Raw genomic sequence first — 25,793 nt, forward strand, 5'->3', positions numbered from 1 at the left:
ATACTCGTCTCCCGCATCAGAACGTGTTCTCGCCCTTCAGGTAGTACGCGGTCTTCACGAAGAACGCCTTGACCGGATGGCCGCCCTGCACGTCGCGCGCGGCGCGCGCTTCCATCGCGGCCCGCTCTTCGCGCGACCGGTCGGGCACGGGATTCCGGACACGCTCGAGCGCACGCTGCATCGCGAGCGGATAGTCCTGGTTGCCGGCGGTCGTCGCACGATAGCCGGCGCGCGTCATCTGCACCAGTTGCGCGTCGGTTTCGGCACGCGCCGCCGACCAGCTCAGCCGCGCGGCATTCGGTGCCCAGTCGGCACCGGCCGACTGCGCAAAGCTGACGGCGGGCAGCGCGACGAGCGCGCAGGAAAGAACAGCAACGGGAACGAGGGATCGCATGGTGGCCTCCAGATGGTTGTCCCCGCATCGATCGTGGATGTCGATGCGTTGAAACCATCGTATGTCGCGCCGCATTCGGCTTGAATAGCCGATTCTGCAATTGATATTTTCGGGTACGGCATCCGGTATGCGAGCCGCGTGATTCGCCAATCCCGCCGAACTGGAATTTCTTTATTTCATTCAACACCCTGATCGCATTGTTGCCGGCGATCCGAAGCGGTGCGCGCATCGCTTTTTCAATTTCCGAAATGACGTGTTGCCTGTGCCATGCCGGCCAGTGCACCTGCCGGCGCGGCTTCCGGCGTGATATCGCGCATGCGGATATCACGAATACAGTTTCGTCGGATAAAACGTTCTTCTGATACAAGACAACTCATTCGTTTCGGATTGCCGGATTGCGACACGACGCGCGCGGCAAGGACGCGCGATAATCACGCATCGGCCGTTTCGCACGGCGTCTCATGCATTCCCCTTTTTTATCGAGTCCTTCCATGGCTGCCCTCGACACCACCGCCATCGACAGTTGGCACGCGCACGTTTATTTCGATGCGGCCAGCCGCGACGCGGCCTGGGCGTTTCGCCAGGTCGTCGACGAACGGTTCGGCGCGGTCATCGAGCTCGGCCGCTTTCACGAACGCCCCGTCGGCCCGCATCCGGCATGGTCGTACCAGATCGCATTCGACGCCGCGCGATTCGACGAGATCGTGCCGTGGCTCGTGCTGAACCACGGCGCGCTCGACATCTTCCTGCATCCGAATACCGGCGACGATCTGGGCGACCATCGCGACTGCGCCGTGTGGATCGGGAAGTCGTATGTGTTGAATCTCGACGCGCTGGCCGGATAAGCACCGGAGAAAAACGGTTTTCGGCGACGGCGATGCAAGCGCCGCCCGCGATCACTCGATGTCGTTCGTGCGCGCGTTGCCGACCATCCGTTCGAGATTCTCATTCACGCGTCCGAGCAACGCCGCAAGCTGATCGCGCTCCGCGTCGCTCAACCCGGCGAGCGCCTGCTCGCTCGCCCCGTCCATCACGGCCCGCCCGCTGGCGAGCCCCTTCGACGCCGAATCCGTCAGCGAAATCAGCCGGCTACGCCGGTCGTCCGGATCGGGCACCCGCAACACGAGACCATCGCGCTCCATCCGGTTCAGCAACTGCGCCATGCTCGGCTGCTCGACCTGCGCGCGCCGCGCGAGCTCCGTCTGCGACAGCGCACCCGCCTTTTTCAACGACACCAGCACCGGTAACTGGCTCACCGCGAATCCCAGATCGCGCAGCGGCCGGTCGACCACGCGCGTGAACAGCCGGTAAGTGATGCCGACCAGCGGCAACGGATTCGTCTTCGTGTCAGCGTCGCTCATGTTGACATTCCATAGGAGGCTATGTTTTTATATAGGCACCTATGTTATCAGATCGTGAGCGAACCATGAATACGCGCTTTCGTGTTGCCATCGTCGGGGGCGGGCCCGGCGGCCTGACGCTCGCCCGCCTGCTGACGCTCGGCGGAATCGACGCGATCGTGTACGAACGCGACGCCCATCCGCTCGAGCGCCCGCAGGGCGGCACGCTGGACCTGCACGAGGAATCGGGCCTGCTGGCGCTCGAGCAGGCCGGCCTGACCGACGCGTTCCTGGCCGTCGCGCGCTACGAGGATCAGGGTTCGCGCCTGCTCGATCGCTCGGGCCGTGTGCTGTTCGACGACGACGGCGCGGGCGGCAACCGGCCCGAGGTCGACCGAACCGCGTTGCGCGCGCTGCTGCTCGACGCATTGCCGCCGGACTGTGTCCAATGGGGCCGCACGGTGCGCGAAGTCTCCATGCTGCCCGACGGGCGGGCGATGCTGGCGTTCGAGCACGGGACGGAAGGCCCGTTCGATCTCGTGGTCGGCGCCGACGGCGCGTGGTCACGCATCCGTCCGTTGCTGTCGCCGTATCAGCCGCAGTACAGCGGCCTCACGTTCATCGAATTCGGCATCGACGACATCGATCGGCAACATCCCGCGCTGTCGCGGCTCGTCGGTCGCGGCAAGATCGGCGTGCACGGCAACGGCAAGGCAATCATCGCGCAACGCAACGGGCACGCGCACGTGCGCGGTTATGCGATCTTTCGCGTGCCGCTCGACTGGGTCGCGCGGCGTTTCGACTTCGCGGCACCCGATGCGATGCGCGCCGCGCTGATCGCCGAATTCGACGGTTTCGCCGACGCCATCCACGACCTGTTCCGCGCCAGCGGCGACCGCTTCGCCGAGCGGCCGATCTTCGCGCTGCCGGTCGGTCACTGCTGGGCGCATCGCCGCGGCGTCACGCTGATCGGCGACGCCGCGCACGTGATGTCGCCGTTCGGCGGCGAAGGCGTGAACAATGCGATGCGCGACGCGGCCGAACTCGCGGCCGGCCTCATCGCCGATGCCGACCGCGACGCGGCCGTTGCCGCCTTCGAGCAGCGGATGTTCGCGCGCGTGACCGAATCGGCGCGAGAGGCCGCCGATGCCGCCGCGACCCAGCTTTCGCACGATGCCGAGGCACTGACCCTCGCGCGGTATCGCGACCTGCACGCAGCTTGAGCGGCGCGCGCGCCGCGCGTCGACATCCACGTTTCGGGCTGACGTGAAACGTCCCGCGGCGCGGCGCCCATACAGTGGGTTCCGTTATCGACGCTGCAGGGAACCCGCCATGACACACGCCGACGCCGATGCCCGGCGCATCCATGAAGGCTGGCACGCCGCCGTCGTCGCACGCGACCTCGATGCGCTGATGTCGCTGTACGCCGACGACGCGGTGCTCGAAACGCCGCTCGTCGTCGTCGCGCTGCCCGCGCACGGCTCCGGCGTGCTGCGCGGCAAGGCCGCGATCGGCGAGTTCTTCGCGGCCGGCCTGCGCAATCCGGGCAACAAGCTCGGACGCTGGTACCGGACGGGATTGTTCTTCTCGAACGGCCGTCAGCTCACGTGGGAATATCCGCGCGAAACGCCGGAAGGCGACCAGGTCGATCTCGTCGAGGTGATGGATCTCCGCGACGGGTTGATCGTCCATCATCGCGTGTATTGGGGATGGGTCGGCTTTCTCGCGCTGCAGGCCGCCACGCCGGTGCCGGACCGCGCATGACGGCCGCCGCGTCGAACCGGGCCGCGGCCCGCCGCGTACTCGCCGCGACCTGCGTGAGCTACACGCTCGTGCTGCTCGACGCGTCCATCGTCAACGTCGGGCTCACCGACATCGCGCACACGTTCGGCAGCCACGTGGCCGGCCTGCAGTGGATCGTGAACGCGTACACGCTCGCGTTCGCCAGCCTGCTGATGACGGGCGGCACGCTCGGCGACCGGCTCGGCGACCGCACCGTCTATGTCGCGGGGCTGGCCGTATTCGTCGCCGCTTCGGTACTGTGTGGCATCGCGCCGACCCTCCCGGCGCTCGCGATCGCCCGCGCGTTGCAAGGCGTCGGGAGCGCGATGCTGGTGCCCTGCTCGCTCGCGCTGATCAACCGCGCGTTCCCCGAACCGGCCGCGCGTACGTCGGCGATCAGCATCTGGATGGGCTGCGGCGGCATCGCGATGGCGTCGGGCCCGTTGATCGGCGGCCTGCTGATCCATCTGTTCGGGTGGCGGAGCATCTTCTTCGTGAACCTGCCGCTCGGGCTCGCCGGCATCTGGCTCGGCCGCACGATCGCGCGCGCCGCCGTCGACGCATCGCGGCATTTCGACTGGAGCGGCCAGGCGGCGGGCATCGTCGCGATCGCGGCGCTGATCGGCACGCTGATCGAAGGCCCGTCGCTCGGCTGGCGCTCGGCGCCGATCGTCGGCGGCGCCGTGACGAGCCTCGCTGCGTGGATCGCGTTCATCGCGATCGAAGCGCGGCGCCGCGAGCCGATGCTGCCGCTCGCGTTCTTCCGCAACCGGCTGTTCGCGGGGTCGACGTTCGTGTCGATGGTGTCGGCGTTCGTGTTCTACGGCTTGCTGTTCGTGCTCAGCCTGTTCTATCGGCAGATTCGCGGCGCGAGCCCGCTCGACACGGGGCTCGCGTTCCTGCCGATGACCGCGATGGTCGCGCTCGGCGGGCTGTGCTCGGGCCGGCTCGTGGCGCGCTTCGGCGCGCGCGGCACGATGTGCGCGGCATTCGGGCTCTATGCGGCCGGCGCGCTCGGCATGACGGGCGTGAGCGCGACCACGCCTGCGTGGCTCGCCGTCGCGCCGATGCTCGCGATCGGCTTTGCATCGGGATTCATCTCGCCGGCCGCGACGTCGCCGGCGCTCGGGACCGTCGACCGGCGTCGCGCCGGCATTGCGGCGGCCGCGCTGAACGCGGCGCGGCAGAGCGGGTCGGCGCTCGGTGTGGCGATCTTCGGCGCGTGCATCGCGACGCTGCAGCCGTTTCCGGCCGCGATGCGCGCGGCGCTGGCCATGGCGACCGCATTGTCGGCACTCGCCGCAGCAATATGGTGGATCACGGCGCGGGCGACGCCGGCAACCGGCGAATCGGCTGTGCGCCTGCGGACCGCCACGCGCCGTTAGCACATGCTTCGGCAGACACGCCCGTTGAGCCGCGTCACGGAGTCAACGCCGCGCTCCGCTCACGCGACATACATCGCGACACTGACGAACTGGCACAGGCTGCCGGCCAGCACGAAAAGGTGCCAGATGCCGTGCCCGTGGCGGATGCGTTCGTCGTTGATGAAGAAGTAGATCCCCGCGCTGTAGATCAGGCCGCCGGCGACGAGCCACGCGGTGCCCACCGGCGGCAATGCGTGGATCAGCGGGCGCACCGCGACGAGCGCCAGCCAGCCCATCAGCACGTACAGGATCATCGACAGCAGGCGCGTGCGCCGCCCGAGCGTCAGTTCCTGCACGATGCCCAGTGCGGCCAGCCCCCAGCTCACGCCGAACAGCGACCAGCCCCACGGGCCGCGCAACGTGACCAGCGTGAACGGCGTGTAGCTGCCGGCGATCAGCAGGTAGATCGCCGAATGGTCGCATTTCTGCAGGATCGCTTTCAGGCGCGGATTGCGCACGCTGTGATACAGCGTCGAGATCGCATAGAGCAGGATCAGCATCGCGCCGTACACGCTGAAGCTCACCACCTTGTAGGGATCGCCTTCGAGCGCGCCCATCGTCACGAGCGCCACGAGGCCCGCCACCGACAGTACCGCGCCGACGAGATGGGAAATGCTGTTGAAACGCTCACCGACATGCACGACGTGTTCTCCTGCGGGTCCATCGGGAAAAATGAACTCTATGATACCGGCGGCTGGAATTGGCCGTGCTGCGCGCCGGCAAACGGCGTGACGACGCACGCCACATGGCCCCCAAAGAAAAAGCGCCGCGAAATCCATCGCGGCGCTCCTTTGTCCCTCACCGAACCGTTTCACCGGCCCGGTTCAGCAACACTTTCCGGCTCCCGACCCGTACCGTGCATTCTGACGCTCGCGGAAAAATTCCTCGTACGTCATCGGCTCGCGGTCCGGATGGGTCGCGCGCATGTGCGCGACGTAGGTGTCGTAGTCGGGCAGGCCGACCATCAGCCGCAACGCCTGCCCGAGGTAACGCCCCGCGCTGCGCAGGTCGCCGCCAAGATCGCTGAACATCGCGGCCTCCCCTTAACGTCCGCTGCCGAGCGCCTGCGCGGCCGGCATCGCTTCGTACGGCGTCTCGCGCACGGTCGGCTTCGACTCGCGGCGCGCGCGCAGCACGGCGATCACGCCGTACACCGCGATGCTCACCACGACGAAGATGAACAGCCCGGCCAGCGCCGCATCGATGTAGTCGTTGAAGATGATCCGCTTCATCTGCGCGATCGACTTCGCCGGCGCGAGCACCTTGCCTTCGTCCACCGCGGCCTGCAGCTTTGCAGCGTGCGCGAGGAAGCTGACCTTCGGGTTCGCGTCGAAAATCTTCTGCCAGCCGGCCGTCAGCGTGCAGATCAGCAGCCACGCCGTCGGCACCATCGTCACCCACGCATAACGCTCGCGCTTCATCTTGAACAGCACGACGGTGCCGAGCACCAGCGCGATCGCGGCGAGCATCTGGTTCGAGATGCCGAACAGCGGCCACAGCGTGTTGATGCCGCCGAGCGGATCGACCACGCCCTGATACAGGAAGTAGCCCCACGCGGCCACGCACAGCCCGGTGGCGACCAGGTTCGCGGGCAGCGACTCGGTGCGCTTGAGCGCCGGGTGGAACGTGCCGAGCAGATCCTGCAGCATGAAGCGGCCCGCGCGCGTACCGGCATCGACCGCCGTCAGGATGAACAGCGCCTCGAACAGGATCGCGAAGTGATACCAGAACGCCATCATCGCTTCGCCGCCGATCACCTGGTGCAGGATGTGCGCCATGCCGACGGCCAGCGTCGGCGCGCCGCCCGCGCGCGCGATGATCGTCGTTTCGCCGACGGCCTTCGCGGTCTGCGTCAGCATGTCCGGCGTCAGCACGAAGCCCCACTGCGTGACGGTGTTCGCGACGGCTTCCGGCGTCGAGCCGAGCACGGCGGCCGGCGCGTTCATCGCGAAGTAGATGCCCGGCTCGATCACGCAGGCGGCGACCAGCGCCATGATCGCGACGAACGATTCCATCAGCATCGCGCCGTAACCGATGAAGCGCGCGTTGGTTTCGTTGTCGATCAGCTTCGGCGTCGTGCCCGACGAGATCAACGCGTGGAAGCCCGACACCGCGCCGCACGCGATCGTGATGAACAGGAACGGGAACAGGTTGCCCGCCCACACCGGGCCCGTGCCGTCGACGAACTTCGTCAGCGCGGGCATCTTCAGTTCCGGTGCGACGACCAGGATGCCGATCGCGAGGCCGAGGATCGTGCCGATCTTCAGGAACGTCGACAGGTAGTCGCGCGGCGCGAGCAGCAGCCACACCGGCAGCACCGACGCGACGAAGCCATAGCCGATCAGGATCCACGTGAGTTGCGTGCCGCTGAACGTGAACCACGCGGCGAGCGTCGGCGACGCGGCCACGTTCTGGCCGAACGCGATCGCCGCCATCAGCCCGAAGAAGCCGATGACCGACACTTCGCCGATGCGGCCCGGACGGATGTAGCGCGTATAGACGCCCATGAACAGCGCGATCGGAATCGTCGCGGCGACGGTGAACGTGCCCCACGGCGAATTGGTCAGCGCCTTCACGACGATCAGCGCGAGCACCGCGAGGATGATCACCATGATCAGGAACGCGCCGAACAGCGCGATCACGCCGGGCACCGTGCCGAGCTCCATCTTGACGAGATCGCCGAGCGAGCGGCCGTCGCGGCGCGTCGAGATGAACAGCACGATGAAGTCCTGCACCGCGCCGGCGAACACGACGCCGGCCAGGATCCACAGCATGCCGGGCGTGTAGCCCATCTGCGCGGCGAGCACGGGCCCGACGAGCGGCCCCGCGCCGGCGATCGCGGCGAAGTGATGGCCGAACAGCACGTACTTGTTGGTCGGCACGTAGTCGAGGCCGTCGTTGTACTTGACCGCCGGCGTCATCCGCAGCCCGTCGAGCTGCATCACCTTGCTGGCGATGAAACGGCTGTAGAAGCGATACGCGATCAGATACACGCAGACTGCGGCGATCACGATCCAGAGGGCACTGACGCGCTCGCCGTGCGCGAGTGCGATCGTTCCGAACGAGAACGCGCCGAGCAGCGCGACCGCGATCCAGAGCAAGGTGCTGGAAGCCCGATTCATGGCGTCTCCTGGTCTCCAATGTGTTTTAGATGGCATGCGGCGAAGTGGCCGCACACGCGTGACGTCGATGCGTCGCGCCGCAGCCTCGCGGAGGCCAGGGCGATGGGCCGTAGTATTCCGTGCGACGGGGGCGGCTTACAAGCGGATAACTACGTACGTGGGGCTACGTAAAATTACGTAGACGCACGTCGCAGACTCGTTGCACGCGCATCGTTCGGTCGCGATTGATCGCGCCCGGCAAGCCACGTACAGTGTTCGCCTGCGTCGACTCCGGAGCTGCCATGCCGATCGGATTTCAGAAGATGAACGCGAATGGCGATGACTTCGTCATCGTCGACCTCCGTGGCCAGGATCAAGGTCAAGCGCACGCGATCGACCGCGACCTCGTCCGGCGCATGGGTGACCGGCATAACGGTATCGGCTTCAACCAGCTCGCGGTGATGTCGGCCTGCGACGATGCGGCAGCCCGCGTCGCATTCTGGAACCCGGACGGCTCGACGCTCGACACGTGCGGCAGCGCGACGCGCGGCGTCGCGTGGAAGCTGATGCGGGAAACCGGCGCGGCGTCGGTCGTGCTGCGCACGAATCGCGGGCGCCTGCTCTGCTCGCACGATGCGCACGGGCTGATCACGGTCGAAATGGGCGCGCCGCGGGTCGGCTGGCAGGATGTGCCCGTCGCAGAAGCCGTCGACACGCTCGCCCTCCCGCTACCGGGCGCACCGGTCGCGTGCAACATGGGCAATCCGCACTGCACGTTCTTCGTCGACGATCTCGATGCGATCGATATCGAAACGCTCGGCCCGGCGATCGAAACGCATCCGCTGTTTCCGCTGAAAACCAACGTGCATTTCGTGCGGGTCGTCAGCCGCACGCATATCCGCCTGCGCATCTGGGAGCGCGGCGGCGGCGTGCCGCTCGGTTCGGGATCGTGTTCGTGCGGCGCGGTGGTCAACGGCATCCGGCTCGGGCTGCTCGACGCCACGGTGCGGGTCGAATGCGACGGCGGCGACGTCACCGTTCAATGGGACGGCGCCGGCAGCGTGTTCCTGAGCGGGCCGGTCACGTTCGGGTTCAGCGCGGTGTGGGTGGACGGGGAGCAACCGGCGACCTGATAGCCGGCATTCGCGGCATTCGCGGCATTCGCGGCCTGGGGCGAATCACCACACCGGCAAGCGCGCGATGCGTAGCGGCATCGTCATCGATCGTCGAGGCGATGCGTTCGGCGCCAAGATGCGGCGCCGGGCCTCCGACGTTCACGCAAACTCGCGGGACCATCGACGGCGCGCGGTTCGTCAGCCGCGGCGCTGCGCGCGCCGGGCTGCCAATCATCGACGATCACTGCTTGTCGTCGATCTTCTTCGGTTTCGGCGGCGACGGCACCTTCGCGTACTGGAACGCCGGCGTCGCCTTCAGTGCATCCTTCGTCGCGCCCGGCAGGTAGATGTTGCCGTTGCGCACATCGAGCGATGCGATCGGCACCGCGACGTCGTGCGCGGCCACGCCGAGGAACCCGCCGGCCGACACGATCGCCGCCGACACCGAGCCGTCCGGCGCGACGATCAGGTCGCGCACGGTGCCGACCTTCTGATTCGCGTCGTTATAAACGGCCTTGCCGAGCACGCTCTTCTTCACGCTCCAGCCTTCGAGCAGCGCCTGCGATTGTTCGACGGTCACGCTGAGCGGCTGTGCGCCGGCGATCTGCGCGTGTGCGCTGACGCTCGATGCGAGGACGGTTGCTGCGATGAGGGTCTTGTAGAAAGGCATGCTGTTATGCACTCCGGTGAATTGTTGTCGGTATCGGCGGCCGGCCTCGCCGCCTCCGTGCATGCGTCGCGCGCCCCGTAGCCGGCATGCGCGCAACGCATCGCACCGGCCCATGTTAGCGCCACTCGCGCGATGCTGCATCGGACGCGATGACGCAGCACCCGTCACGCGTTGCGCGAATACACCCTGCGATGCCGCACCGCCTCGGCCAGCACATCGAGCACCGGCTCCGTCTGCGTCCAGCTCAGGCACGCATCGGTGATCGACACGCCGTATTGCAGCGGCACACCCGGCTTCAGATCCTGGCGCCCGGCTTCGAGATGGCTCTCGACCATCACGCCGACGATCCGGTGCTCGCCCTGCGACAGTTGCCGCGCGAGATCCTGCCCGACGTCGATCTGCCGCTCGTGCGATTTGTTCGAATTCGCGTGCGAGCAGTCGACCATCACCTGCTCGCGCAACCCGGCCTTGCGCAACACCGCGCAGCACGCCTCGACATGTTCGGCGTCGTAGTTCGGGCCGTTCTTGCCGCCACGCAGGATCACGTGCGCGTCGTCGTTGCCGCGCGTCTCGAAGATCGCGGCCATCCCCATCTTCGTCATCCCCATGAACGCATGGCTCGCGGCCGCGGCGACGATCGCGTCGGATGCGACCTGCACGCCGCCGTCGGTGCCGTTCTTGAAACCGATCGGGCAGCTCAGGCCCGACGCGAGCTGGCGGTGGCTCTGGCTCTCGGTCGTGCGTGCGCCGATCGCGCCCCACGCAATCAGGTCGGCGATGTATTGCGGGCTCAGCAGGTCGAGGAATTCGGTCGAGGCCGGCAGGCCGAGCGCGTTGATGTCGAGCAGCAGTTGCCGCGCGGCGCGCAGGCCTTCGTTGATGCGGAAGCTGCCGTCGAGGCGCGGATCGTTGATATAGCCCTTCCAGCCGACCGTCGTGCGCGGCTTCTCGAAGTAGACGCGCATCGTGATCAGCAGGTCGTCCTTCAGCGCATCGGCGGCGGCCTTCAGGCGGCGCGCGTAGTCGAGCGCCTGATCGTGGTCGTGGATCGAGCACGGGCCGACGACGAGCAGCAGCCGGTCGTCGCGGCCGTGCAGGATGTCGCCGATCGCGCGGCGCGTATCCTCGACGAGCGTCTGCGTGGCGGCCGGCACTGGTAGCTCGTCCAGCAGCAGCGCCGGCGAAATCAGCGGTCGCACGGCGCCGATGCGGACGTCGTCGATGCGCGTGGTGTCCTGCGTCGCGTCGGCGCTGCCTACCTCGCGATCGTGGGAAGGATTGTCGAGGTTCTGCATGGTGTTTCTCCGGGGGACGTCTGGAATGATGTGCAGGCTCGATTATGGCACCCGGAAGCGACGGCAGAGGGTTGCGGCGGGGGAAGGCAGGCGGCGGCGGTCGCGGCAACGCGACCGGCGTCAAAACGCGGAATGAAAAAGGGCGACCCGCGGAGGATCGCCCGGCCATTCGCGATGTTGCCCGTCGCGGCTAGTGCTGCGTCTCGGGCGCCAGCGAATTGCTCGGCAGGAGCGCCGTCAGCCAGCAATTGCTCGGCGCGGCCTTGCCGTTGAAGCGGTCGTAGAGCCACGGCAGCATGCCGGCCACCCACGGCACGATCGCGCCGGCATGTTCAAGCGGATACTCGGTGTACACGACCGGTACGCCGCTCGAGCAGAATTTCTGCGCCAGGGCGCGCACGTCGTAGGCCATCATCACGCCGTCGCCCACCTGGCTGCTGAACGTGCCATCCAGCGCACCGGCCGTGCCCTGGCCGATAAACATCGGGATCGTCGGCGACGCGGCCAGCCCGGCATTCACCTTGTTCGCATACGTGACATACACCGGAATGCTGTTGATGTCGTTCGCGTACTGCGGCTTGAGCAGCGTTGCCCAGTGCAGCCCCGTGTACTTCGGCAGGATGTACGCGAGCGACTGATTCTGGATGTCCTTGAACACGGCGACGCCGGTGTCGCTGAGATAGGGCGTCAGGTCGAAGTTGTAGCCGCGCGCCAGCCCGGCGAGCGCGGCCGCGGCGACGCCGCCCCAGACGATGCTGCCGTCGACATAGCGCAGGTTGTGCGCGGGGTCGACCAGCACGCCGCCTTCCGCCGCGCCGACGAGCTGCTTGTTGATGTCGGGTGCATAGCTCGGCGCGAGTTGCGCGGCCCAGTTCGTCGCGATCGCGCCGCCGGAATAACCGATCATCGCGACCTTGCTCGACGGATTCAGGCCGGTCGACGGCGTGTTGAGCGCCGCGCGGATCGAATCGAGCGTCGTCATCCCGTATTCGGGGCCGGCAGCGAAGTCCGCCGTCTGGCCTTCCGTATCGGGCACGATGATGTTGTAGCCCAGCAGCAGCAGCGTCGACAGCGGAATCGATTCCGCGCTGTAGAGCAACGTGCCGATGTTGATGACCTTGGTCACGTCGCGGTCGCCTGCGATCACCTGCGACGGCTCGTCGTACGGGTTCAGCGAATCGTAGGCCGACTGGTACGAGATGGCCTGGCCGTTGCTGACCGCGCTCCGGATCACCGACGTCACGTTGACGACCGGCTGGTTCTGCGCGTTGTTGGTGCGATACAGCAACTGCTGCGCGGTGACCGCGGTCGGAATGCCAGCCACGTGATAGGTGACGTTACGGGTCTTGAGCACGGTGCCCGGTGGAATCGATGCCAATGGCGTCGAACCGGTGTACGTATAGAACGGATCGGACACGGTCGGCGCGCCGGCGCTGGCCGGCGGTGCGGCGATGGCCAGCGCGGCGGACAAGGCGGCCGCGACGGTCATGAAACGTTTGGAGGACATGGGTGGGGGCCCCTGGGATAACCTGCTTTCATCGAAGGAAGTTCGGCGGTATTGCAGACCATCGTGATTGCCGCTTCAAAACCGTTTCCAAGCCATTGAATGTCTCCTGTGAATGAATAATCCGGCCTGTACTGAATATGTCTTTTTAGTAGGACTACAAACCGGATTAATTGAAGCACAACGAGAACGCGTTCGATGGGCGTTTTCCATTGTTTGAAGGTAAACGCCTAAATCCGCCGCCGCGCGATGCGGGCGCCCCAGCCGTTCGGCCGACTGTCCGCGCGCGGCCGAACTGCCGTACGATCACGGCTGTCCGGTACCGAAGCGGCCCGCCGCGCAACGCACCGCCCGCCTGTGACCGATCGTTTCCTGCCCAACCGACACGCCACGATGACCGTATCCGAATTGCTCCGCGCCATCCGCCAACCCTATGTCGACTTGCTCGCGAAAGCGGCAGCGCAACCGGCGGTGATCGTCGAACCGGCCTACCGGCGGGACGACGGCACGCTGGCCACCGAAGGGCCGCTCGCGCTGCCGTGCCGGGCCGACACCATCGCGGCCGAAGGCGAAGCGGTCGGCCAGCCCGCGATGGTCGATTCGACCACGCAACTGGATTTCGCGCCGTTCGCGTTCGACCTCGAAACGGCGGCTGTGTCGATCCAGCCGTTCGTATGGGACTGGGCGTCGATCGAGGCCGACGGTCTCGACGAAAGCGCGGCGGTCGACGCGTTCAAGACGTGGTTCCTCGCGTGGTTCGATGTCGACGACGAGAACGCGCCGGCCGAAGACGGCCTGCACGGCATCGTTCACTACCTGTCGGAACCGGTTCGCACGGAACAGGGGTGGCGCGTCAACGCGGATCTCGGCTCCGCGCCCGAAACGGCCGTCGAGGATCTGCTGTTCCGGCTCGTCGATGCGGGCGCCACGCGAATCAGCATCGGTTGAAATACCACTTCATCGCTCACACACCATCATGAAAAACGCCCTCGCCGCCGTCCTGCTCTGCATTTCGTTGCCGGCACTCGCCAAGGTTTCCACCGACGTGCTCTGCTTCACATCGGATGGCGACAAACCCGTGCGCTTCGAGATGCGCACCTACTACGACGATGTGGTCAAATGGTCGGGCGGCATGGTCCGGTACACGAAATCGAAAACGGCGCTCCCGCTGGTGATCGAGCACGAGGAAGACGTAGTGCTCGCCGAAGACCGCCCGCACCAGTACACGACAACCTGGGTCGAAATGGTCGACGGCAGGATCAACGGGCGATACGAAATGATGTACCAGGGCGCCAACATCTATTCGATGACCTACACCAACGCGCGCACCGGCAAGAAAACCGCGTTCGGCAGGGCGCTGGATGTCGACGCATCCGAAGAGACCGGGTGCCGCTGGTGATGCGCGGGTTGATCCGGATCGCATGGGTGCTGATCGCGCTACGCGCGGGTGGGTCGGAGGCCGCGCTGCGCACGGTCTACGAGGGAACGCTGCAAGGCGCCGGGCAAGGACGGCACCATGGAAACGAGCGCCGCACTGACGCGCTTCATCGCGCAGCGGCGTGACAAGGCCGAGCCAGGCGAACGGCCGACCGACGGTGAAGGCAATTCGCTGTCGTGCGCCGACGTGTTTCCCCAGTATCTTGCGTTCGAACTCGATGCGCCCGGCAAGCTGTCGTTCGCCGTGTCCGGTATCGGCCACGCGATGGGCGCGTGTCTCGGGCCGCAGCTCGACACGCCGTTTGCGGCGCTCGCGCCGATCCTGACGCCCGGTGGTGCGCGTTATCTCGTGCCGGGCGTCAGGCTGAAGTAACGCGGCGGGGCGTTGCGGTGTCCGCATCGCGCAGTAACGACACCGCGCGATGCGCACGCACCGCGGTCATCGCGTCAGGACGCGTCGCCCGGCGCGTCGACGTCGATCCCGAGTTCGCTGGCCATCCGCTGAACCAGCGCATTCAGACGCGCTACTTCATCCGCGAGGCGCTTCTGTTCGGCCTTCAGCGCCTCGAATTCGGAAGGCGGCACGGTGTCCGCGCCGCCGGCATCCGCGCTCGCGAAATCGGCCACGTTCACCTCGCCGCACATCAGGTGCATCCAGCGATTCTCGCGTGCACCCGGCGCACGCGGCAGCCGGATGACGAGCGCCTGCGTACGCGCCGCGAGTTCGTCGAGGAATGCCTCGACCGACGAGATATCCGCGAAGCCGTGCAGGCGCGCGCTGTTCAGGCGCAGCTCGGCGGCCGTCTGCGGGCCGCGCAGCAGCAGGATCGTCAGCAGCGCGATCGCCTGGCTCGGGATGCCGAGCACACGGTTCATGTTGTGCTCGAAACGCGGCACGCGGCTGCTGCTGCCCTCCATCACGAGGCTCAGGTGCTTCAGCCCGTCGAGCGCGGTCGTGACTTCATCCTCGCTGACGTTCATCACCGGCGCGCGCGCGGTCTTCTGGTTGCAGCCCGCGGTCAGCGCATTCAGCGACAGCGGGTAGGTGTCCGGCACCGTGTGCTGTTTCTCGACGAGCACACCGAGAATGCGGGCCTCGAGAGGCGTGAGTTCGCGAAGGGCGCGTGGCGTGGGCAGATCCGGCGTGGTGTTCATGATGGCGTCGCAGCGTGCAGCAGGTGGAGGGAAACGGTCGCCGCCCGTCCGGCATCGCGCACGGGCGAGCCATATGATAGCTCGCGACGCGCGGCCCGGCGCCGCTTGCCGCGCCGGCGCGCGCACTTGCCGCATCCGGCATTCGTCCAACGTATCGGCTGCCCGCGCCGCACGGCGATGCATGCACACCGCACCGCGGAATCGCCTTCCGCGCATACGGCGGCGTTTGCGCGACGCGCAGGCCGGCGCTACGATACGCGTTCACCCGGACATCCACGGCGCCGTGCGCGATCGTCTTCGCACGCCCGTACCACGCATCATCCGTCCCGCACGCACCGTCGCCGCCGCGCATGCGCGCCGCTCGTCGACACCCTTTACCTCTTCACCGGTTCACTGCCATGACTGCATCCTCATCCGCGCCGCACGTGCGCGCCATCGTCACCGGACACACACGCGGCCTCGGCGCATCGCTCGCCGAACAACTGCTGCTGGAAGGCATCGCCGTGCTCGGCGTGTCGCGCAGTCGCCATCCGTCGCTCGCATCGCAAGCCGGCGACCGTTGCGCCGAAGTCGAACTCGACCTGTCGGACGCATCGGCCGTCGCGACCTGGCTGGCCGGTGATACGCTGCGCCACTTCGTCGACGGCGCGTCGATCGTGCTGCTGTTCAACAACGCGGGCATCGTCGACCCGATCGGCCCGCTCGCCGCGCAGGACCCGGCGATCGTCGCTCGCGCCGTCGGCCTGAACGTCGCGGCGCCGCTGATGTTGTCGGCCGCGCTCGCGCAAGCGGCAGCCGCCACGACCGAATGCCGGATCCTGCACCTGTCGAGCGGCGCGGCGCGAAACGCGTATGCGGGCTGGAGCATCTACTGCGCGACCAAGGCCGCGCTCGATCACCATGCCCGCGCGGTCGCGCTCGACGCGAACCGCGCGCTGCGGATCTGCAGCGTCGCACCGGGCGTCATCGACACCGGCATGCAGGCGACGATCCGCTCGACCAGCGAAGACAACTTCCCGATGCGCGACAAATTCGACGAGTTGAAGTCGAGCGGCGCGCTCGCGACGCCCGAGGCGGCCGCGCGACAGCTGATCGGTTATGCGCTGAGCGATGCGTTCGGCTCGGTGCCGACGGCCGACGTGCGGGAACTGCCGGGCAACTGAGCCGCGCAGCGCGTCATCCTTCCAGCCGCTTCGTCCAGTCTTCGACCTGCCGCTCCGTCCGGCGCTTTTCCAGCATCTTGCGCCAGCCGGGCGGCAATATCGGCACGTCACACAGCGCATCGAGCGTGGCCATGTCGAGCGTGCGCCGGTACAGCACATCGAGCACCGTCGACAGCGGCCATTGCGGATACGGGCGCTCATCCAGCGCCAGCACATCGCCCGGCGCCACCCACCCTTCGTGCAGCACGCGGTAGTACCAGCCGGTCCGGCCGCTTTGCTGCACGAGCGCGGCCATCCGCGGATGATCGAAGCGTGCGTTGAGCTTCCAGCACGGCTGCCGCGACTGCGACACCTGAAGCACGGCGCCACCCAGCGTCAGCACATCGCCAACGCACACGTCGTGCTCGGTTACGCCAAGCGTCGACAGGTTCTCGCCGAACGCGCCGGGCAGCGCAAGCACGTCGCGCGCACCGATCTGCTCGGACCACCACGCATAGTGATCGTGCGCATAGTGGTGAACCGCCTTGTCGGGGCCGCCATGATGCCGCGCGTCGGCCTGCTCGTCGCCGGCGAAGCCGAGCGCGCCCAGCCACAGACGCGAGTCGACCGCGCGCTTGTCGATCGCGCTCGCGTGCGGCGAGCCGGCCAGCGGCCGGCTCGTGCCGATCCGCACCGCGCCGATGGTGGCCGCGATCGCCGGCCGTGTGCCATCGCTCATGCCGTCACACGGTCCGGCAGTGCCGCAAGCAGGCGTTCGAGCTCGCGCGTGCGTGCGTCGCCGAGCGGCAGCAGCGGCTTGCGCGGTTCGCCGACGTCGAAGCCGCGCAGCCGCAACCCGGCCTTCACGGTCACCGGCAACCCGCCGTTGACGATGAACTGCAGCAACGGCAATTGCGCGTGAAAAACCGCCCTGGCGCGCGCCAGGTCGCCCGCGCGCATCGCGTCGACCAGCGCGAGCGGCAACGCCGCGTTCAGGTTCGGCGCGGCCGTACACCATCCGGCTGCGCCCGCGGCCAACGCGGCGAGCGCCATCGGATTGCTGCCGTTGTAGAACGGAATCGCGCCATCGCTCAACTGCGCGAGCCGGTGCATCCGCCCGATGTCGCCGGTGCTCTCCTTGACCATCGTCACGTTGTCGACGGTCCTGCAGATCGTCGCGATCAGGTCGGGCGACATGTCGACGCCGCTCGTCGCCGGGTTGTTGTACAGCATCACGGGAATGCCGATGGCGTCGCCGATCGCGCGATAGTGCGCGACGATCTCGTCGTTGCCGAGCTTCCAGTACGACACCGGCAGCACCATCACCGCATCGGCGCCGGCCTGTTCGGCGAAGCGCGCGCGGCGCACCGCACCGGCCGTGGTGAGATCGGAGATGCCGACGACGGTCGGCACGCGCCGCCGCACCGCGCGAATCGACGCGGTGGCGACCGCCTCCCATTCGTCGTCGGACAGGTAGGCGCTCTCGCCGGTACTGCCCAGCGGCGCGATCGCGTGGACGCCGTCGGCGATCAGGCGCTCGATCAGCGCGTCGAGCGCGTTCAGGTCGACGCCGCCGTCGGCGGAGAACGGCGTGACCGGGTAAGCAATGATGCCTTGCAGCAGGATAGACACGATGCGTATTCCTCAATGATGGGCGGACGTGGCAGAAGCGATCCGCGCGCTCATGCGATGCAGTCTCGATGCGTGCGCAATGCGCGGCGCGCGTAGTACGCGAACGTCACGGCGTCGCGCTTCGGCGTCGAAATCCAGTCGTGCGCTTCACGCGCCAGCGCCGGCGGAACCGGCCGGATCTCGCCGGCCGACATCGCGAGCAGCTGCAGCTTCGCGGCCCGCTCGATCAGCAACGCGAGCATGCACGCTTCCTCGATCGTCTTGCCGACCACGAGCTGGCCGTGATGCGACAGCAGGATTGCGCGCTTGTCGCCCAGCGCCTTCGAGATGATCTCGCCTTCCTCGTTGCCGACCGGCACGCCGGGCCAGTCCTTCAGGAACGCGCAATCGTCGTAGAGCGGGCAGGTGTCCATATGCGACACGACGAGCGGCTGCTCGAGCATCGACAGCGCCGCGACGTGCGCCGGATGCGTATGGATGATGCAGTTCACGTCCGGGCGCTCGCGATAGATCCACGTGTGGAACCGGTTGGCCGGATTCGGGATGCCTTCGCCGTCGACGACGTCGAGATCCTCGTTGACGCGCAGCAGGTTCGCGGCCGAAATCTCGTCGAAGCCGAACCCGAGCCGCTGCGTGTAGTACGTGCCGGCGTCGTCCGCACGGCAGGTAATCTGCCCGGCCAGGCCGGAGTCGTGACCGGCGTCGAACAGGATCCGGCACGTGAGCGCGACCTTCTGCCGCGCGGACCAGCCGCTGTCGCTCACCTCGTTGTCAAGACGCCGCTCCGCCAGCGCAACCAGCGCCTCCTTCGTCAACTTCAGCGTTTCCGCCATGTTCGCCTCCTGAATGGGTCGGATGTGTCGCATCGTCCGCAGCCGTTTCGCGAGGATTCGCGCCAGGCTGTGACACATGATCCATTATATGACACACAGTGTCATGCGTTACAATCGGTTTTTCGAAGGACACCCGGCGCCCCATGACGATTCGCCTGAAGCTGCTCAGAAAACAAAAGGGCTGGACGCTCGACGTGCTGGCCGACGAGACCGGCCTCACCAAGAGCTATCTGTCGAAAGTCGAGCGCGGCCTGAGCGTGCCGTCGATCGCAGTCGCGCTGAAGCTGTCGAAGGCACTGAATGTCGATGTCGAGCAGTTGTTCTCGGAAAGTCACAATCGCGAGCTGATCACGGTCACGCGCGCCGGCGAGCGCACGGCCATGGGCGCGGCGGCCGACAGCCACGCACACCGCTTCGAAAGCATCGCGGCCGGCGTCGCACCGAAGAAGATGCTGCCGTTCGTCGTGCATCCACCGCACGAATTCGTCGCGTCGACGTTCCGCGAGCACGAGGGTGAAGAATTCCTGTTCGTACACAAAGGGCGCGTCGAAATCGAATTTCCGAACGAGACGGTGCAACTCAAGACCGGCGATTCAGTCTATTTCAACGCACTCATCCCGCACCGCACGCGCAGCCTCGGCACCGCGCAGGCGGAGATCCTGGTCATCGTCAGTCACGACGACTAGACTCGTCACTTCTTCGCGCAAGGATCCCCCGATGGTCACGAAGGCCACCGCACCGTTCCAGCAGATCAAGACGCTCGTTCGCCAGAACGTCGAATCGGGCGACTGGCGCCCCGGGGATCGCATTCCGTCCGAGCTCGATCTCGCCGCGCAGTTCAGCGTTGCACGCATGACGGTCAACCGCGCGCTGCGCGAGCTGACCGAGGAAGGCGTGCTGAAACGCATCGCGGGCGTCGGCACCTTCGTCGCCGAGGTGAAGCCGCAGTCGAACCTGCTGATGATCGCGCACATCCGCGACGAAATCCGCGCGCGCGGGCACGAGTATCGCTGCCGCGTGCTCAGCCAGTCGAGCGAGCCCGCATCGTTCGACGTCGCGGCCGCGTTCGGCCTGCCGGTCAACACGCCGGTGTTTCATGTGGTCTGCGTGCATGAAGAAAACGGCCGCCCGATCCAGCTCGAGGACCGCTACGTGAACCCGGCCGCCGCGCCCGGTTTCATCGATCAGGATTTCCAGATCGAGCCGCCGTCCGAATACCTGTACAACAACGTGTCGCACTACGAACTGGAAATCGAGCACGTCGTCGACGCGTCGCTGCCGACCGGCGAGCAGGCGCGGCTGCTCGACATGCGCGCCGACGAGCCGTGCCTCACGCTCACGCGCCGCACCTGGACGAACGGGCTGCCCGTCACGTTCGTGCATTTCCTGCATCCGGGCAACCGCTACCGGCTCGGCTCGCGCTTCAAGCCGGGCGCCGGGCGCCACCCGACCTGAACCTTCATCGCGCGCATCATTGCGCACGGCGGCCGTTTCATGCCGAAACGGCCGCCGTGTTCGCGACCCGCGCCGGTCAGATCGCGCCGGCCTGCCCCTCCCCACGCGACCACACGACCGGAAACAACGGGTGGTCGAGCGGCGCGCCGTCGGGCAGTTGATCCGCGAGCCCGGGGAACTCGGGCGACGTTTTCCAGCGGCGCGGCGCGTGACGGACATCGTCGCCGACGAAGCGGATCGAGAATGCGCGCCGGCGGTTCTGCGTGCCACCCGACGCATGCAGCGTGAGCATCCGGAAGCACACCATGTCGCCAGGCTCGAGCGCCCAGTGGCGGATCGGAAACGCCGCGCGGTCGGCTTCGATATCGGGGAGGTCCGCGAGGCTGCCTTCCGGGAACCACTTCGCTTCCTTGTCCATGAACGTGCGCGGCATCAGCCACGGCCCGAGATGCGAACCCGCGACAAATTCCAGCGTCGATTCGAGCGGCACCGGATCGACCGGAATCCACATGCTGACGTTGTCGTCGCCTTCGATGTTGTAGTACGGCTGGTCCTGGTGCCACGGCGTGCGCTGCCGCGTACCGGGCTCCTTCACGAGCAGGTGGTCGTGATGCAGCCGCACGTGCTCCGTACCCATCAGCGCGGCGGCCACCGACGGCGCCGGCGAGCGCACGATGAAGTCGCGATACGCGTCGTTGTGCTGCCAGTTGCAGAAATCCTCGAAGAACCAGCCCGGATCGTCGGGCCGGCTCGCGACTTTCGCGCGCTCGCTCGGCTGCGCGAGATTCGTGTCGATGCCGGCGCGGAGCGCGGCCACTTCGTCGGGCGAGAAAATGCCCTTGATGCAGACTGCGCCTTCCTCGCGGAACGCGGCGATCAGTTCGGGCGTCACGGCTTTCGCGACGCGATCCTGGATACTCGTCATGGTGTGCCTGTCGGATGAATGAATCACGGGGTCACGGTGCGGCGGTCAGCTGCTTCGCGCCGTAGATGTCGAAGTCGAAGTATTTCGCGGCGATCTTCTGGTACGTGCCGTTCGCGCGGATCGCGACGATCGCGTCGTTCAGCCGCTTCTTCATGTCGGCGTCGCCCTTGCGCAGCCCCATCGCGACGCCATAGCCGGTGATCCGCACGTCGGTCACGTCGGGGCCCGCGAACGCGTAGCCCTTGCCGCGCGGCGTCTTCAGGAACGAGTAGCCGGCCTGCGTCTTGTCCTGGAAGGTCGCGTCGAGGCGGCCGTTGACGAGATCCTGGTACACCTGGTCCTGGTTCTGATACGAAACGATCGTCACGCCCTTGGTCGCCCATTCGGCCTTCGCGTACGCCTCCTGCGTCGTGCCCTGGTCGATCCCGATGCGCTTGCCCGCGAGCGACGCCGCGGTCGGCAGCAGCTTCGAGCCGGCCGGCGCGACCAGCGCGCCCGGCGACGCGTACAGCTTGTTCGAGAAGTCGATCTGCTTGAGCCGCTCGTCGGTGGCCGTCATCGCGGACATGATCACGTCGAACTTGCGCGCGCGCAGCGCCGGAATCATCCCGTCGAAACCCTGCTCGACCCACACGCACTTCGCATGCAGTTCCTCGCAGATCGCATTGCGCAGGTCGATGTCGAAACCGGCGAGCGAGCCGTCGGGCTGCTTCGCCTCGAACGGCGGATACGTGGGATCGATGCCCCAGCGGATCGTCGACGTGTCCTGCGCGAACGACACGAGCGGCGCGAACGCCAGCGCGGTAACGAAGAGCTTTGCAGTGCGGTTCATGGCGGGTCCTTGAAAGTCTCGACGTGGCGGGCGACCGCCGGCGTCCGGTGGATGGCGCCGCGCCGGGATGCCGGCGCGGTGCGCGGAAGACGGGGACTTCGATGAAACTGCGTTGCAGTCTAGACCGCTCAATTTTTGAGCGCAAGCGGGAGAAGACGGAGTGAACCGATTGACGTTCGAAGGGAGTCGAGAAAAAGGGATGGCGCTTGAAACAAGCCTGTATAGCGGTGATTTACGTGGTTTTCGGGTGTTTACCCTGCGCGATGCACGCTCGCCACAGAGCGTGTTTTTCCTGATATCCGGCGAGCAACGATGTCTATACGGGTGTCGTTTGGTCTCGCTCCGGTGATATTGCCAATGCGTACTATACCGCTCCAGCGATCGCACGGAGGCAATGGCTCACCCAAATATGTAAGATATACCTTACATGCAAGAGCGCCGAACCCACGCCGGGAGGTCAACATGCAACTCCATGAAATCGGTCAGGCCGTTGCGAAACGGCGGGCAGAGCTCGACCTTACCCAGGCCCAGCTTGCCAAGCTCGCCGGACTGTCTCGCCTCACCGTGAACCAGCTCGAAACCGGCAAGCTCAACGAGCTCGGCATCAACAAGCTGATCCCTTTGCTCGGCTTGCTCGGCATCGAACTCGTGACGCGGACACGGCCCGCTCAAAACGGTCTGTACAAAACCGTCGTTAGCGCGAACGTCAGCTACAAGGGCGAATTGACCGAACGTCTGCTGGTCGACGCGTTGGCGAGCGGCCAAATTCCGACGGGATATGAAGCGCAACTCACCGTCATCCTCGACGAGGTGCCATTGCCAGCCGTGGTGAAAGCGGCCGAGGAAGCCGCCGAGCGCTCTGGCACGCCGCTTCGGGTCATCTGGAAAAACCTGGCTGCGTGGTCGAAGGCGCTTCATCTCTATCGAGAGGTATGGGTCTGACCGCGGCACCAACCCGCCCCCGCTGAAACCTACCGCGCCCGCGCAACACCGCACCAGGTCCGGCAAAACCGCGATTGCCCGCAGCCTCCGGTCATGTTAAAAATCGTCGCACGCATTTGGAAATGAAATGTTCTAATCCGAAAAAGTGCATAAATGAATAGACCCCTGTTCGACCTCGACCTGCTGCGCGCGCTCGTGATGGTCGCCGACTGCGGCAGCTTCACGACGGCCTCCGCGCGCCTGCACTCGACACAGTCGACGGTCAGCCAGAAGGTGCGCCGGCTCGAGGAAATCGCCGGACATCGGCTGCTCGACCGCGGCACGCGCGACGTGCGGCCGACCGACGCGGGCGTGACGGTGCTCAGCTATGCGCGGCGCATGCTCGCGCTGAACGACGAGATGCTGGAAGCGCTGTCGGGCGCGACGGTCGCGCTGACGATCCGGCTCGGCGTGCCCGACGATTTCGCGGCGGGCCGCACGACCCATGCGCTCGCCGCGTTCAATCGCGAGCATCCGCAGGTCAAGCTCGAAGTGATGTGCGGACTGAGCCGCGACATCAGCGCGGCATACGATCGCGGCGAGCTCGACCTCGTGCTGATCAAGCAGCGGCGCGACAGCCGCGAGGCCGTCGTGCGCTGGCCCGAGAAGCTGCGCTGGATCGACAGCGCGCAGCATCCGTCGATCGATCTCGACCCGGTGCCGATCGTCGTGTTTCCGCCGCGCGGGCTCTATCGCGACGACATGATCAAGGCGATCGAGGAGCGCGGCCGCCGTTGGCGGATCAGCTTCACGACGTCGAGCCTGAGCGGCATCCAGGCCGCCGTCGCCGACGGGCTCGGCATCAGCGTGCTGCCCGCCCGCGTGGTAACCGACGAGCACACCGTGCTGACCGCGAAGCAGGGTTTCGCGCCGATCGAGCACATGGACATCGCGATCCTGCATCGGCCGACGGCCGACCCGATGGTCAGCGAACTGACGAAGACGCTCGCGGCGATGCTGGAGCACGAAGAGTAATCGGGCGACGGCCTGCACACCCCGGAACGACTCAGAACATCGTGTTCCCGTTCGCGGCCTGCTCGGGCACTGGCTGATTGACGTCCCAGTGCTCGACGATCTTGCCGTTCTCCAGCCGGAAGATATCCATGATCGCGCTGCCGCGCGTGCCGGGTTCGCGCACCGCGTGCACGTGCAGGATCACGTAGTCGCCGTCGACGAACGAGCGATTGATCTCGCTGTGCGACTGCGGATATTTGTCGCGCAGGAACGCGACGAACTTGCGGAAGCCGTCGCGGCCGTCGGCCGCGTTCGGGTTGTGCTGCACGTAGCGGTCGCCGACATACGCGAGCGCGGCGTCCGCGTCTTTCTCGTTCAAGCCTTTTTCGTAGAACGCGAGCACCGTCCGCCGATTGGCTTCCTGCTGCGCGTCGCTCGGGCCGGCCGCCGCCGCATGCGCGGCCGTCACGGCGAACAGGGCCGCCGCCATCCATCGTGCGGCCCGTGCCGCTGTCGTGCGTCGCATCGTCGTCTCCCGGGAAATTCGGCTGAAAGCCGGATCATACCGGGGCGACGCGACGCTCAGACCAGTGCGCCGTCGCGCGCGACGATCTTCCCCGACGACACCACGAGACGCCGCACCGGCCGCGCGACGACCGCCTCGGCGAACGTCAGCGCATCGACGAGCACGACGTCCGCACGGCTGCCCGGCTGCAGCCCGTAATCATCGAACCCGCAACCGCGCGCCGCGCTGTGCGTCACGCAGTCGAGCGCGACTTCGAGCGCATCGTCGCGGCGGAAATCGTTGCGCATGCCGATCAGCATCGCGCGTTCGAGCATGTCGGGCGAACCGTACGGCGTCCACGTGTCGCGCACGCCGTCGTTGCCGCCGATGACGGTCACGCCCGCCGCGCGGCACGCGGCCACCGGCGGCACCGGCACCGCCGCCGGCGCGGTCGTGACGATCGCGACGCCGAGTTCGGCCATCCGCGCAAGCAGCGCGTCGCGCTCGCGTTCGGCGATATCGCCGAGACAGAACCCGTGGCTGATCGTGACCTTCCCCTGCATGCCGTGCGCGGCCGTGCGCTGCAGGATCAGGTCGAGCGAGTACGCGCCCATCGACGCGCGCTCGTGCAGGTGGATGTCGAGCCCGCGGCCATGGCGCTCTGCGATCGCGAACAGCACGTCCACCGCTTCGACCGGATCGCCCTCGATCGCGCACGGGTCGAGCCCGCCGAGCAGGTCGGCGCCGGCGGCCAGCGCGTCGGACAGCAGCGCGTCGGTGCCCGGCCGCTTGAGCACGCCCGATTGCGGAAACGCGACGATCTGGATCTCGACCTGCCCGCGCAGCGTCTCGCGCGTCGCGAGCACGCCGCGCAGATGCCGCAGCCCGGCTTCGGTATCGACGTCGACGTGCGTGCGGATGCGTGTCGTACCGGCCGCGAGGAAGGCGCGCGCCAGCGCGAGCGATGCCACGCCCGCGTCATGGCCGCTCGTCGCGCGATAGTGCCGTTCGTTCTCGATGCGGTCGACGAGGCGCGGCCCGACCTGGTTGCGATACCACGGCATTCCCCAGTGCGTCTTGTCGAGATGCGTGTGGCCTTCGACGAGGCCGGGCAGCGCGAGCGCTCCCGCGCCGTCCTCGATCGCGCAGCCGGCGGGCGCGTCGAGCGACGGGCCGACGCGCGCGATGCGATCGCCTTCGATCAGGATGTCGAGCGCGGCGTCGGCGCTCGTGCGGACGTTGCGGATCAGCAGGTTCGTCATGTCGGTTCCGGTGTGGTCGGTCAGTGCGAAGCGGGCGCGGCGCGTGTCGTGCCCG

Annotated in this window: 29 protein-coding genes; 13 read left to right on the forward strand and 16 right to left on the reverse strand. The window is 66.9% G+C overall.

All coding sequences use genetic code 11. The features are described from left to right. Positions 1 to 16 precede the first annotated feature (16 nt). A complete protein-coding gene (locus tag VL15_RS13580; RefSeq protein ID WP_048246124.1) occupies positions 17 to 394 on the reverse strand; it encodes a hypothetical protein in 378 nt (125 codons plus the stop codon). A 491-nt stretch (positions 395 to 885) separates the two neighbouring features. Here VL15_RS13580 and VL15_RS13585 point away from each other — a divergent pair, with 491 nt between their 5' ends. Then, positions 886 to 1,239 carry a DOPA 4,5-dioxygenase family protein gene (locus tag VL15_RS13585; protein ID WP_048246125.1) on the forward strand — a complete coding sequence of 118 codons (354 nt, stop codon included), beginning with the start codon at positions 886 to 888 and terminating at the stop codon, positions 1,237 to 1,239. A 51-nt stretch (positions 1,240 to 1,290) separates the two neighbouring features. On the opposite strand, the gene VL15_RS13590 is transcribed toward VL15_RS13585, so the two are convergent. After that, a complete protein-coding gene (locus VL15_RS13590; protein ID WP_048246126.1) occupies positions 1,291 to 1,755 on the reverse strand; it encodes a MarR family winged helix-turn-helix transcriptional regulator in 465 nt (154 codons plus the stop codon). A 65-nt stretch (positions 1,756 to 1,820) separates the two neighbouring features. Between VL15_RS13590 and VL15_RS13595 the strand changes: the two genes are divergently transcribed. From VL15_RS13595 to VL15_RS13605, 3 genes are all read left to right on the forward strand, one after another. Next, positions 1,821 to 2,957: an FAD-dependent oxidoreductase gene (locus tag VL15_RS13595; protein ID WP_048246127.1), complete on the forward strand. Its 1,137-nt coding sequence runs from the start codon at positions 1,821 to 1,823 to the stop codon at positions 2,955 to 2,957. A gap of 109 nt (positions 2,958 to 3,066) precedes the next feature. Next, positions 3,067 to 3,498, forward strand: coding sequence for a nuclear transport factor 2 family protein (locus tag VL15_RS13600; RefSeq protein WP_048246128.1), 432 nt, complete (start codon positions 3,067 to 3,069; stop codon positions 3,496 to 3,498). After that, positions 3,495 to 4,901 carry an MFS transporter gene (locus tag VL15_RS13605; protein ID WP_048246129.1) on the forward strand — a complete coding sequence of 469 codons (1,407 nt, stop codon included), beginning with the start codon at positions 3,495 to 3,497 and terminating at the stop codon, positions 4,899 to 4,901. Before VL15_RS13600 ends, VL15_RS13605 begins: the two co-directional genes overlap by 4 nt. Before the next feature lie 59 nt (positions 4,902 to 4,960). On the opposite strand, the gene trhA is transcribed toward VL15_RS13605, so the two are convergent. From trhA to VL15_RS13620, 3 genes are all read right to left on the reverse strand, one after another. Beyond that, on the reverse strand, positions 4,961 to 5,581 hold the full coding sequence (gene trhA, locus VL15_RS13610) for a PAQR family membrane homeostasis protein TrhA (RefSeq protein ID WP_048246130.1): 621 nt from the start codon (positions 5,579 to 5,581) through the stop codon (positions 4,961 to 4,963). Positions 5,582 to 5,764: 183 nt separating this feature from the next. Continuing rightward, complete coding sequence (locus tag VL15_RS13615) at positions 5,765 to 5,971, reverse strand: YbdD/YjiX family protein (RefSeq protein ID WP_048246131.1); 207 nt, start codon at positions 5,969 to 5,971, stop codon at positions 5,765 to 5,767. 12 nt (positions 5,972 to 5,983) lie between these two features. After that, positions 5,984 to 8,062 (reverse strand): carbon starvation CstA family protein, encoded by a 2,079-nt coding sequence (locus tag VL15_RS13620; RefSeq protein ID WP_048246132.1) that lies wholly within the window; start codon positions 8,060 to 8,062, stop codon positions 5,984 to 5,986. 281 nt (positions 8,063 to 8,343) lie between these two features. Between VL15_RS13620 and dapF the strand changes: the two genes are divergently transcribed. Further along, a complete protein-coding gene (dapF, locus tag VL15_RS13625; protein ID WP_048246133.1) occupies positions 8,344 to 9,174 on the forward strand; it encodes a diaminopimelate epimerase in 831 nt (276 codons plus the stop codon). A 223-nt stretch (positions 9,175 to 9,397) separates the two neighbouring features. Here dapF and VL15_RS13630 read toward each other — a convergent pair whose 3' ends face one another. The 3 genes from VL15_RS13630 to VL15_RS13640 all read right to left on the reverse strand — a co-directional run bounded on the left by VL15_RS13630 (position 9,398) and on the right by VL15_RS13640 (position 12,628). Next, positions 9,398 to 9,826: a PRC-barrel domain-containing protein gene (locus VL15_RS13630; RefSeq protein ID WP_048246134.1), complete on the reverse strand. Its 429-nt coding sequence runs from the start codon at positions 9,824 to 9,826 to the stop codon at positions 9,398 to 9,400. A gap of 164 nt (positions 9,827 to 9,990) precedes the next feature. Continuing rightward, entirely contained in the window at positions 9,991 to 11,121 is a 1,131-nt protein-coding gene (locus VL15_RS13635) for a 3-deoxy-7-phosphoheptulonate synthase (protein WP_048246135.1), read from the reverse strand. A 190-nt stretch (positions 11,122 to 11,311) separates the two neighbouring features. Continuing rightward, a complete protein-coding gene (locus VL15_RS13640) occupies positions 11,312 to 12,628 on the reverse strand; it encodes a lipase family protein (RefSeq protein WP_048246136.1) in 1,317 nt (438 codons plus the stop codon). Between the two features lie 390 nt (positions 12,629 to 13,018). Between VL15_RS13640 and VL15_RS13645 the strand changes: the two genes are divergently transcribed. The 3 genes from VL15_RS13645 (at position 13,019) to VL15_RS13655 (ending at position 14,435) form a co-directional block, all read left to right on the forward strand. After that, on the forward strand, positions 13,019 to 13,573 hold the full coding sequence (locus tag VL15_RS13645; RefSeq protein ID WP_048246228.1) for a hypothetical protein: 555 nt from the start codon (positions 13,019 to 13,021) through the stop codon (positions 13,571 to 13,573). A gap of 28 nt (positions 13,574 to 13,601) precedes the next feature. Then, a complete protein-coding gene (locus VL15_RS13650; protein WP_048246137.1) occupies positions 13,602 to 14,024 on the forward strand; it encodes a hypothetical protein in 423 nt (140 codons plus the stop codon). Positions 14,025 to 14,141: 117 nt separating this feature from the next. After that, positions 14,142 to 14,435, forward strand: a complete 294-nt coding sequence (locus VL15_RS13655) for a hypothetical protein (protein ID WP_048246138.1) — start codon at positions 14,142 to 14,144, stop codon at positions 14,433 to 14,435. Positions 14,436 to 14,509: 74 nt separating this feature from the next. On the opposite strand, the gene VL15_RS13660 is transcribed toward VL15_RS13655, so the two are convergent. Beyond that, positions 14,510 to 15,217 carry a YceH family protein gene (locus VL15_RS13660; protein ID WP_048246139.1) on the reverse strand — a complete coding sequence of 236 codons (708 nt, stop codon included), beginning with the start codon at positions 15,215 to 15,217 and terminating at the stop codon, positions 14,510 to 14,512. A gap of 398 nt (positions 15,218 to 15,615) precedes the next feature. Between VL15_RS13660 and VL15_RS13665 the strand changes: the two genes are divergently transcribed. Further along, positions 15,616 to 16,380 carry an SDR family oxidoreductase gene (locus VL15_RS13665; protein WP_048246140.1) on the forward strand — a complete coding sequence of 255 codons (765 nt, stop codon included), beginning with the start codon at positions 15,616 to 15,618 and terminating at the stop codon, positions 16,378 to 16,380. 13 nt (positions 16,381 to 16,393) lie between these two features. Here VL15_RS13665 and VL15_RS13670 read toward each other — a convergent pair whose 3' ends face one another. The 3 genes from VL15_RS13670 to VL15_RS13680 are packed head-to-tail and all read right to left on the reverse strand — an operon-like array spanning position 16,394 to position 18,824. Then, the gene (locus tag VL15_RS13670) at positions 16,394 to 17,098 is read right to left on the reverse strand and encodes an MOSC domain-containing protein (protein WP_048246141.1); all 705 of its coding nucleotides are present in this window, start codon (positions 17,096 to 17,098) and stop codon (positions 16,394 to 16,396) included. Next, the gene (locus VL15_RS13675) at positions 17,095 to 17,991 is read right to left on the reverse strand and encodes a dihydrodipicolinate synthase family protein (protein ID WP_048246142.1); all 897 of its coding nucleotides are present in this window, start codon (positions 17,989 to 17,991) and stop codon (positions 17,095 to 17,097) included. The genes VL15_RS13670 and VL15_RS13675 overlap by 4 nt, the downstream gene beginning before the upstream one ends. Before the next feature lie 50 nt (positions 17,992 to 18,041). Then, a complete protein-coding gene (locus tag VL15_RS13680) occupies positions 18,042 to 18,824 on the reverse strand; it encodes an aldolase (protein ID WP_048246143.1) in 783 nt (260 codons plus the stop codon). Between the two features lie 143 nt (positions 18,825 to 18,967). Between VL15_RS13680 and VL15_RS13685 the strand changes: the two genes are divergently transcribed. Next, entirely contained in the window at positions 18,968 to 19,510 is a 543-nt protein-coding gene (locus VL15_RS13685; RefSeq protein ID WP_048246144.1) for a helix-turn-helix domain-containing protein, read from the forward strand. A 31-nt stretch (positions 19,511 to 19,541) separates the two neighbouring features. Further along, on the forward strand, positions 19,542 to 20,279 hold the full coding sequence (hutC, locus tag VL15_RS13690; protein WP_048246145.1) for a histidine utilization repressor: 738 nt from the start codon (positions 19,542 to 19,544) through the stop codon (positions 20,277 to 20,279). A gap of 76 nt (positions 20,280 to 20,355) precedes the next feature. On the opposite strand, the gene VL15_RS13695 is transcribed toward hutC, so the two are convergent. Further along, a complete protein-coding gene (locus tag VL15_RS13695) occupies positions 20,356 to 21,204 on the reverse strand; it encodes a phytanoyl-CoA dioxygenase family protein (protein WP_048246146.1) in 849 nt (282 codons plus the stop codon). Positions 21,205 to 21,235: 31 nt separating this feature from the next. Then, positions 21,236 to 22,036 (reverse strand): ABC transporter substrate-binding protein, encoded by an 801-nt coding sequence (locus VL15_RS13700; RefSeq protein ID WP_048246147.1) that lies wholly within the window; start codon positions 22,034 to 22,036, stop codon positions 21,236 to 21,238. A gap of 462 nt (positions 22,037 to 22,498) precedes the next feature. Here VL15_RS13700 and VL15_RS13705 point away from each other — a divergent pair, with 462 nt between their 5' ends. Further along, positions 22,499 to 22,978: a helix-turn-helix transcriptional regulator gene (locus VL15_RS13705; RefSeq protein WP_048246148.1), complete on the forward strand. Its 480-nt coding sequence runs from the start codon at positions 22,499 to 22,501 to the stop codon at positions 22,976 to 22,978. 153 nt (positions 22,979 to 23,131) lie between these two features. After that, entirely contained in the window at positions 23,132 to 23,992 is an 861-nt protein-coding gene (locus tag VL15_RS13710) for a LysR family transcriptional regulator (RefSeq protein WP_048246149.1), read from the forward strand. Between the two features lie 31 nt (positions 23,993 to 24,023). Here the strand turns inward: VL15_RS13710 and VL15_RS13715 are convergent, their stop codons facing one another. After that, positions 24,024 to 24,497, reverse strand: a complete 474-nt coding sequence (locus tag VL15_RS13715; protein WP_048246150.1) for a nuclear transport factor 2 family protein — start codon at positions 24,495 to 24,497, stop codon at positions 24,024 to 24,026. A gap of 56 nt (positions 24,498 to 24,553) precedes the next feature. Beyond that, positions 24,554 to 25,738 carry an amidohydrolase family protein gene (locus VL15_RS13720; protein ID WP_048246151.1) on the reverse strand — a complete coding sequence of 395 codons (1,185 nt, stop codon included), beginning with the start codon at positions 25,736 to 25,738 and terminating at the stop codon, positions 24,554 to 24,556. Positions 25,739 to 25,793: the final 55 nt, after the last annotated feature.

It is taken from the genome of Burkholderia cepacia, from assembly GCF_001039005.1.
In the GTDB taxonomy this organism is placed as follows: Bacteria; Pseudomonadota; Gammaproteobacteria; order Burkholderiales; family Burkholderiaceae; genus Burkholderia; species Burkholderia theae.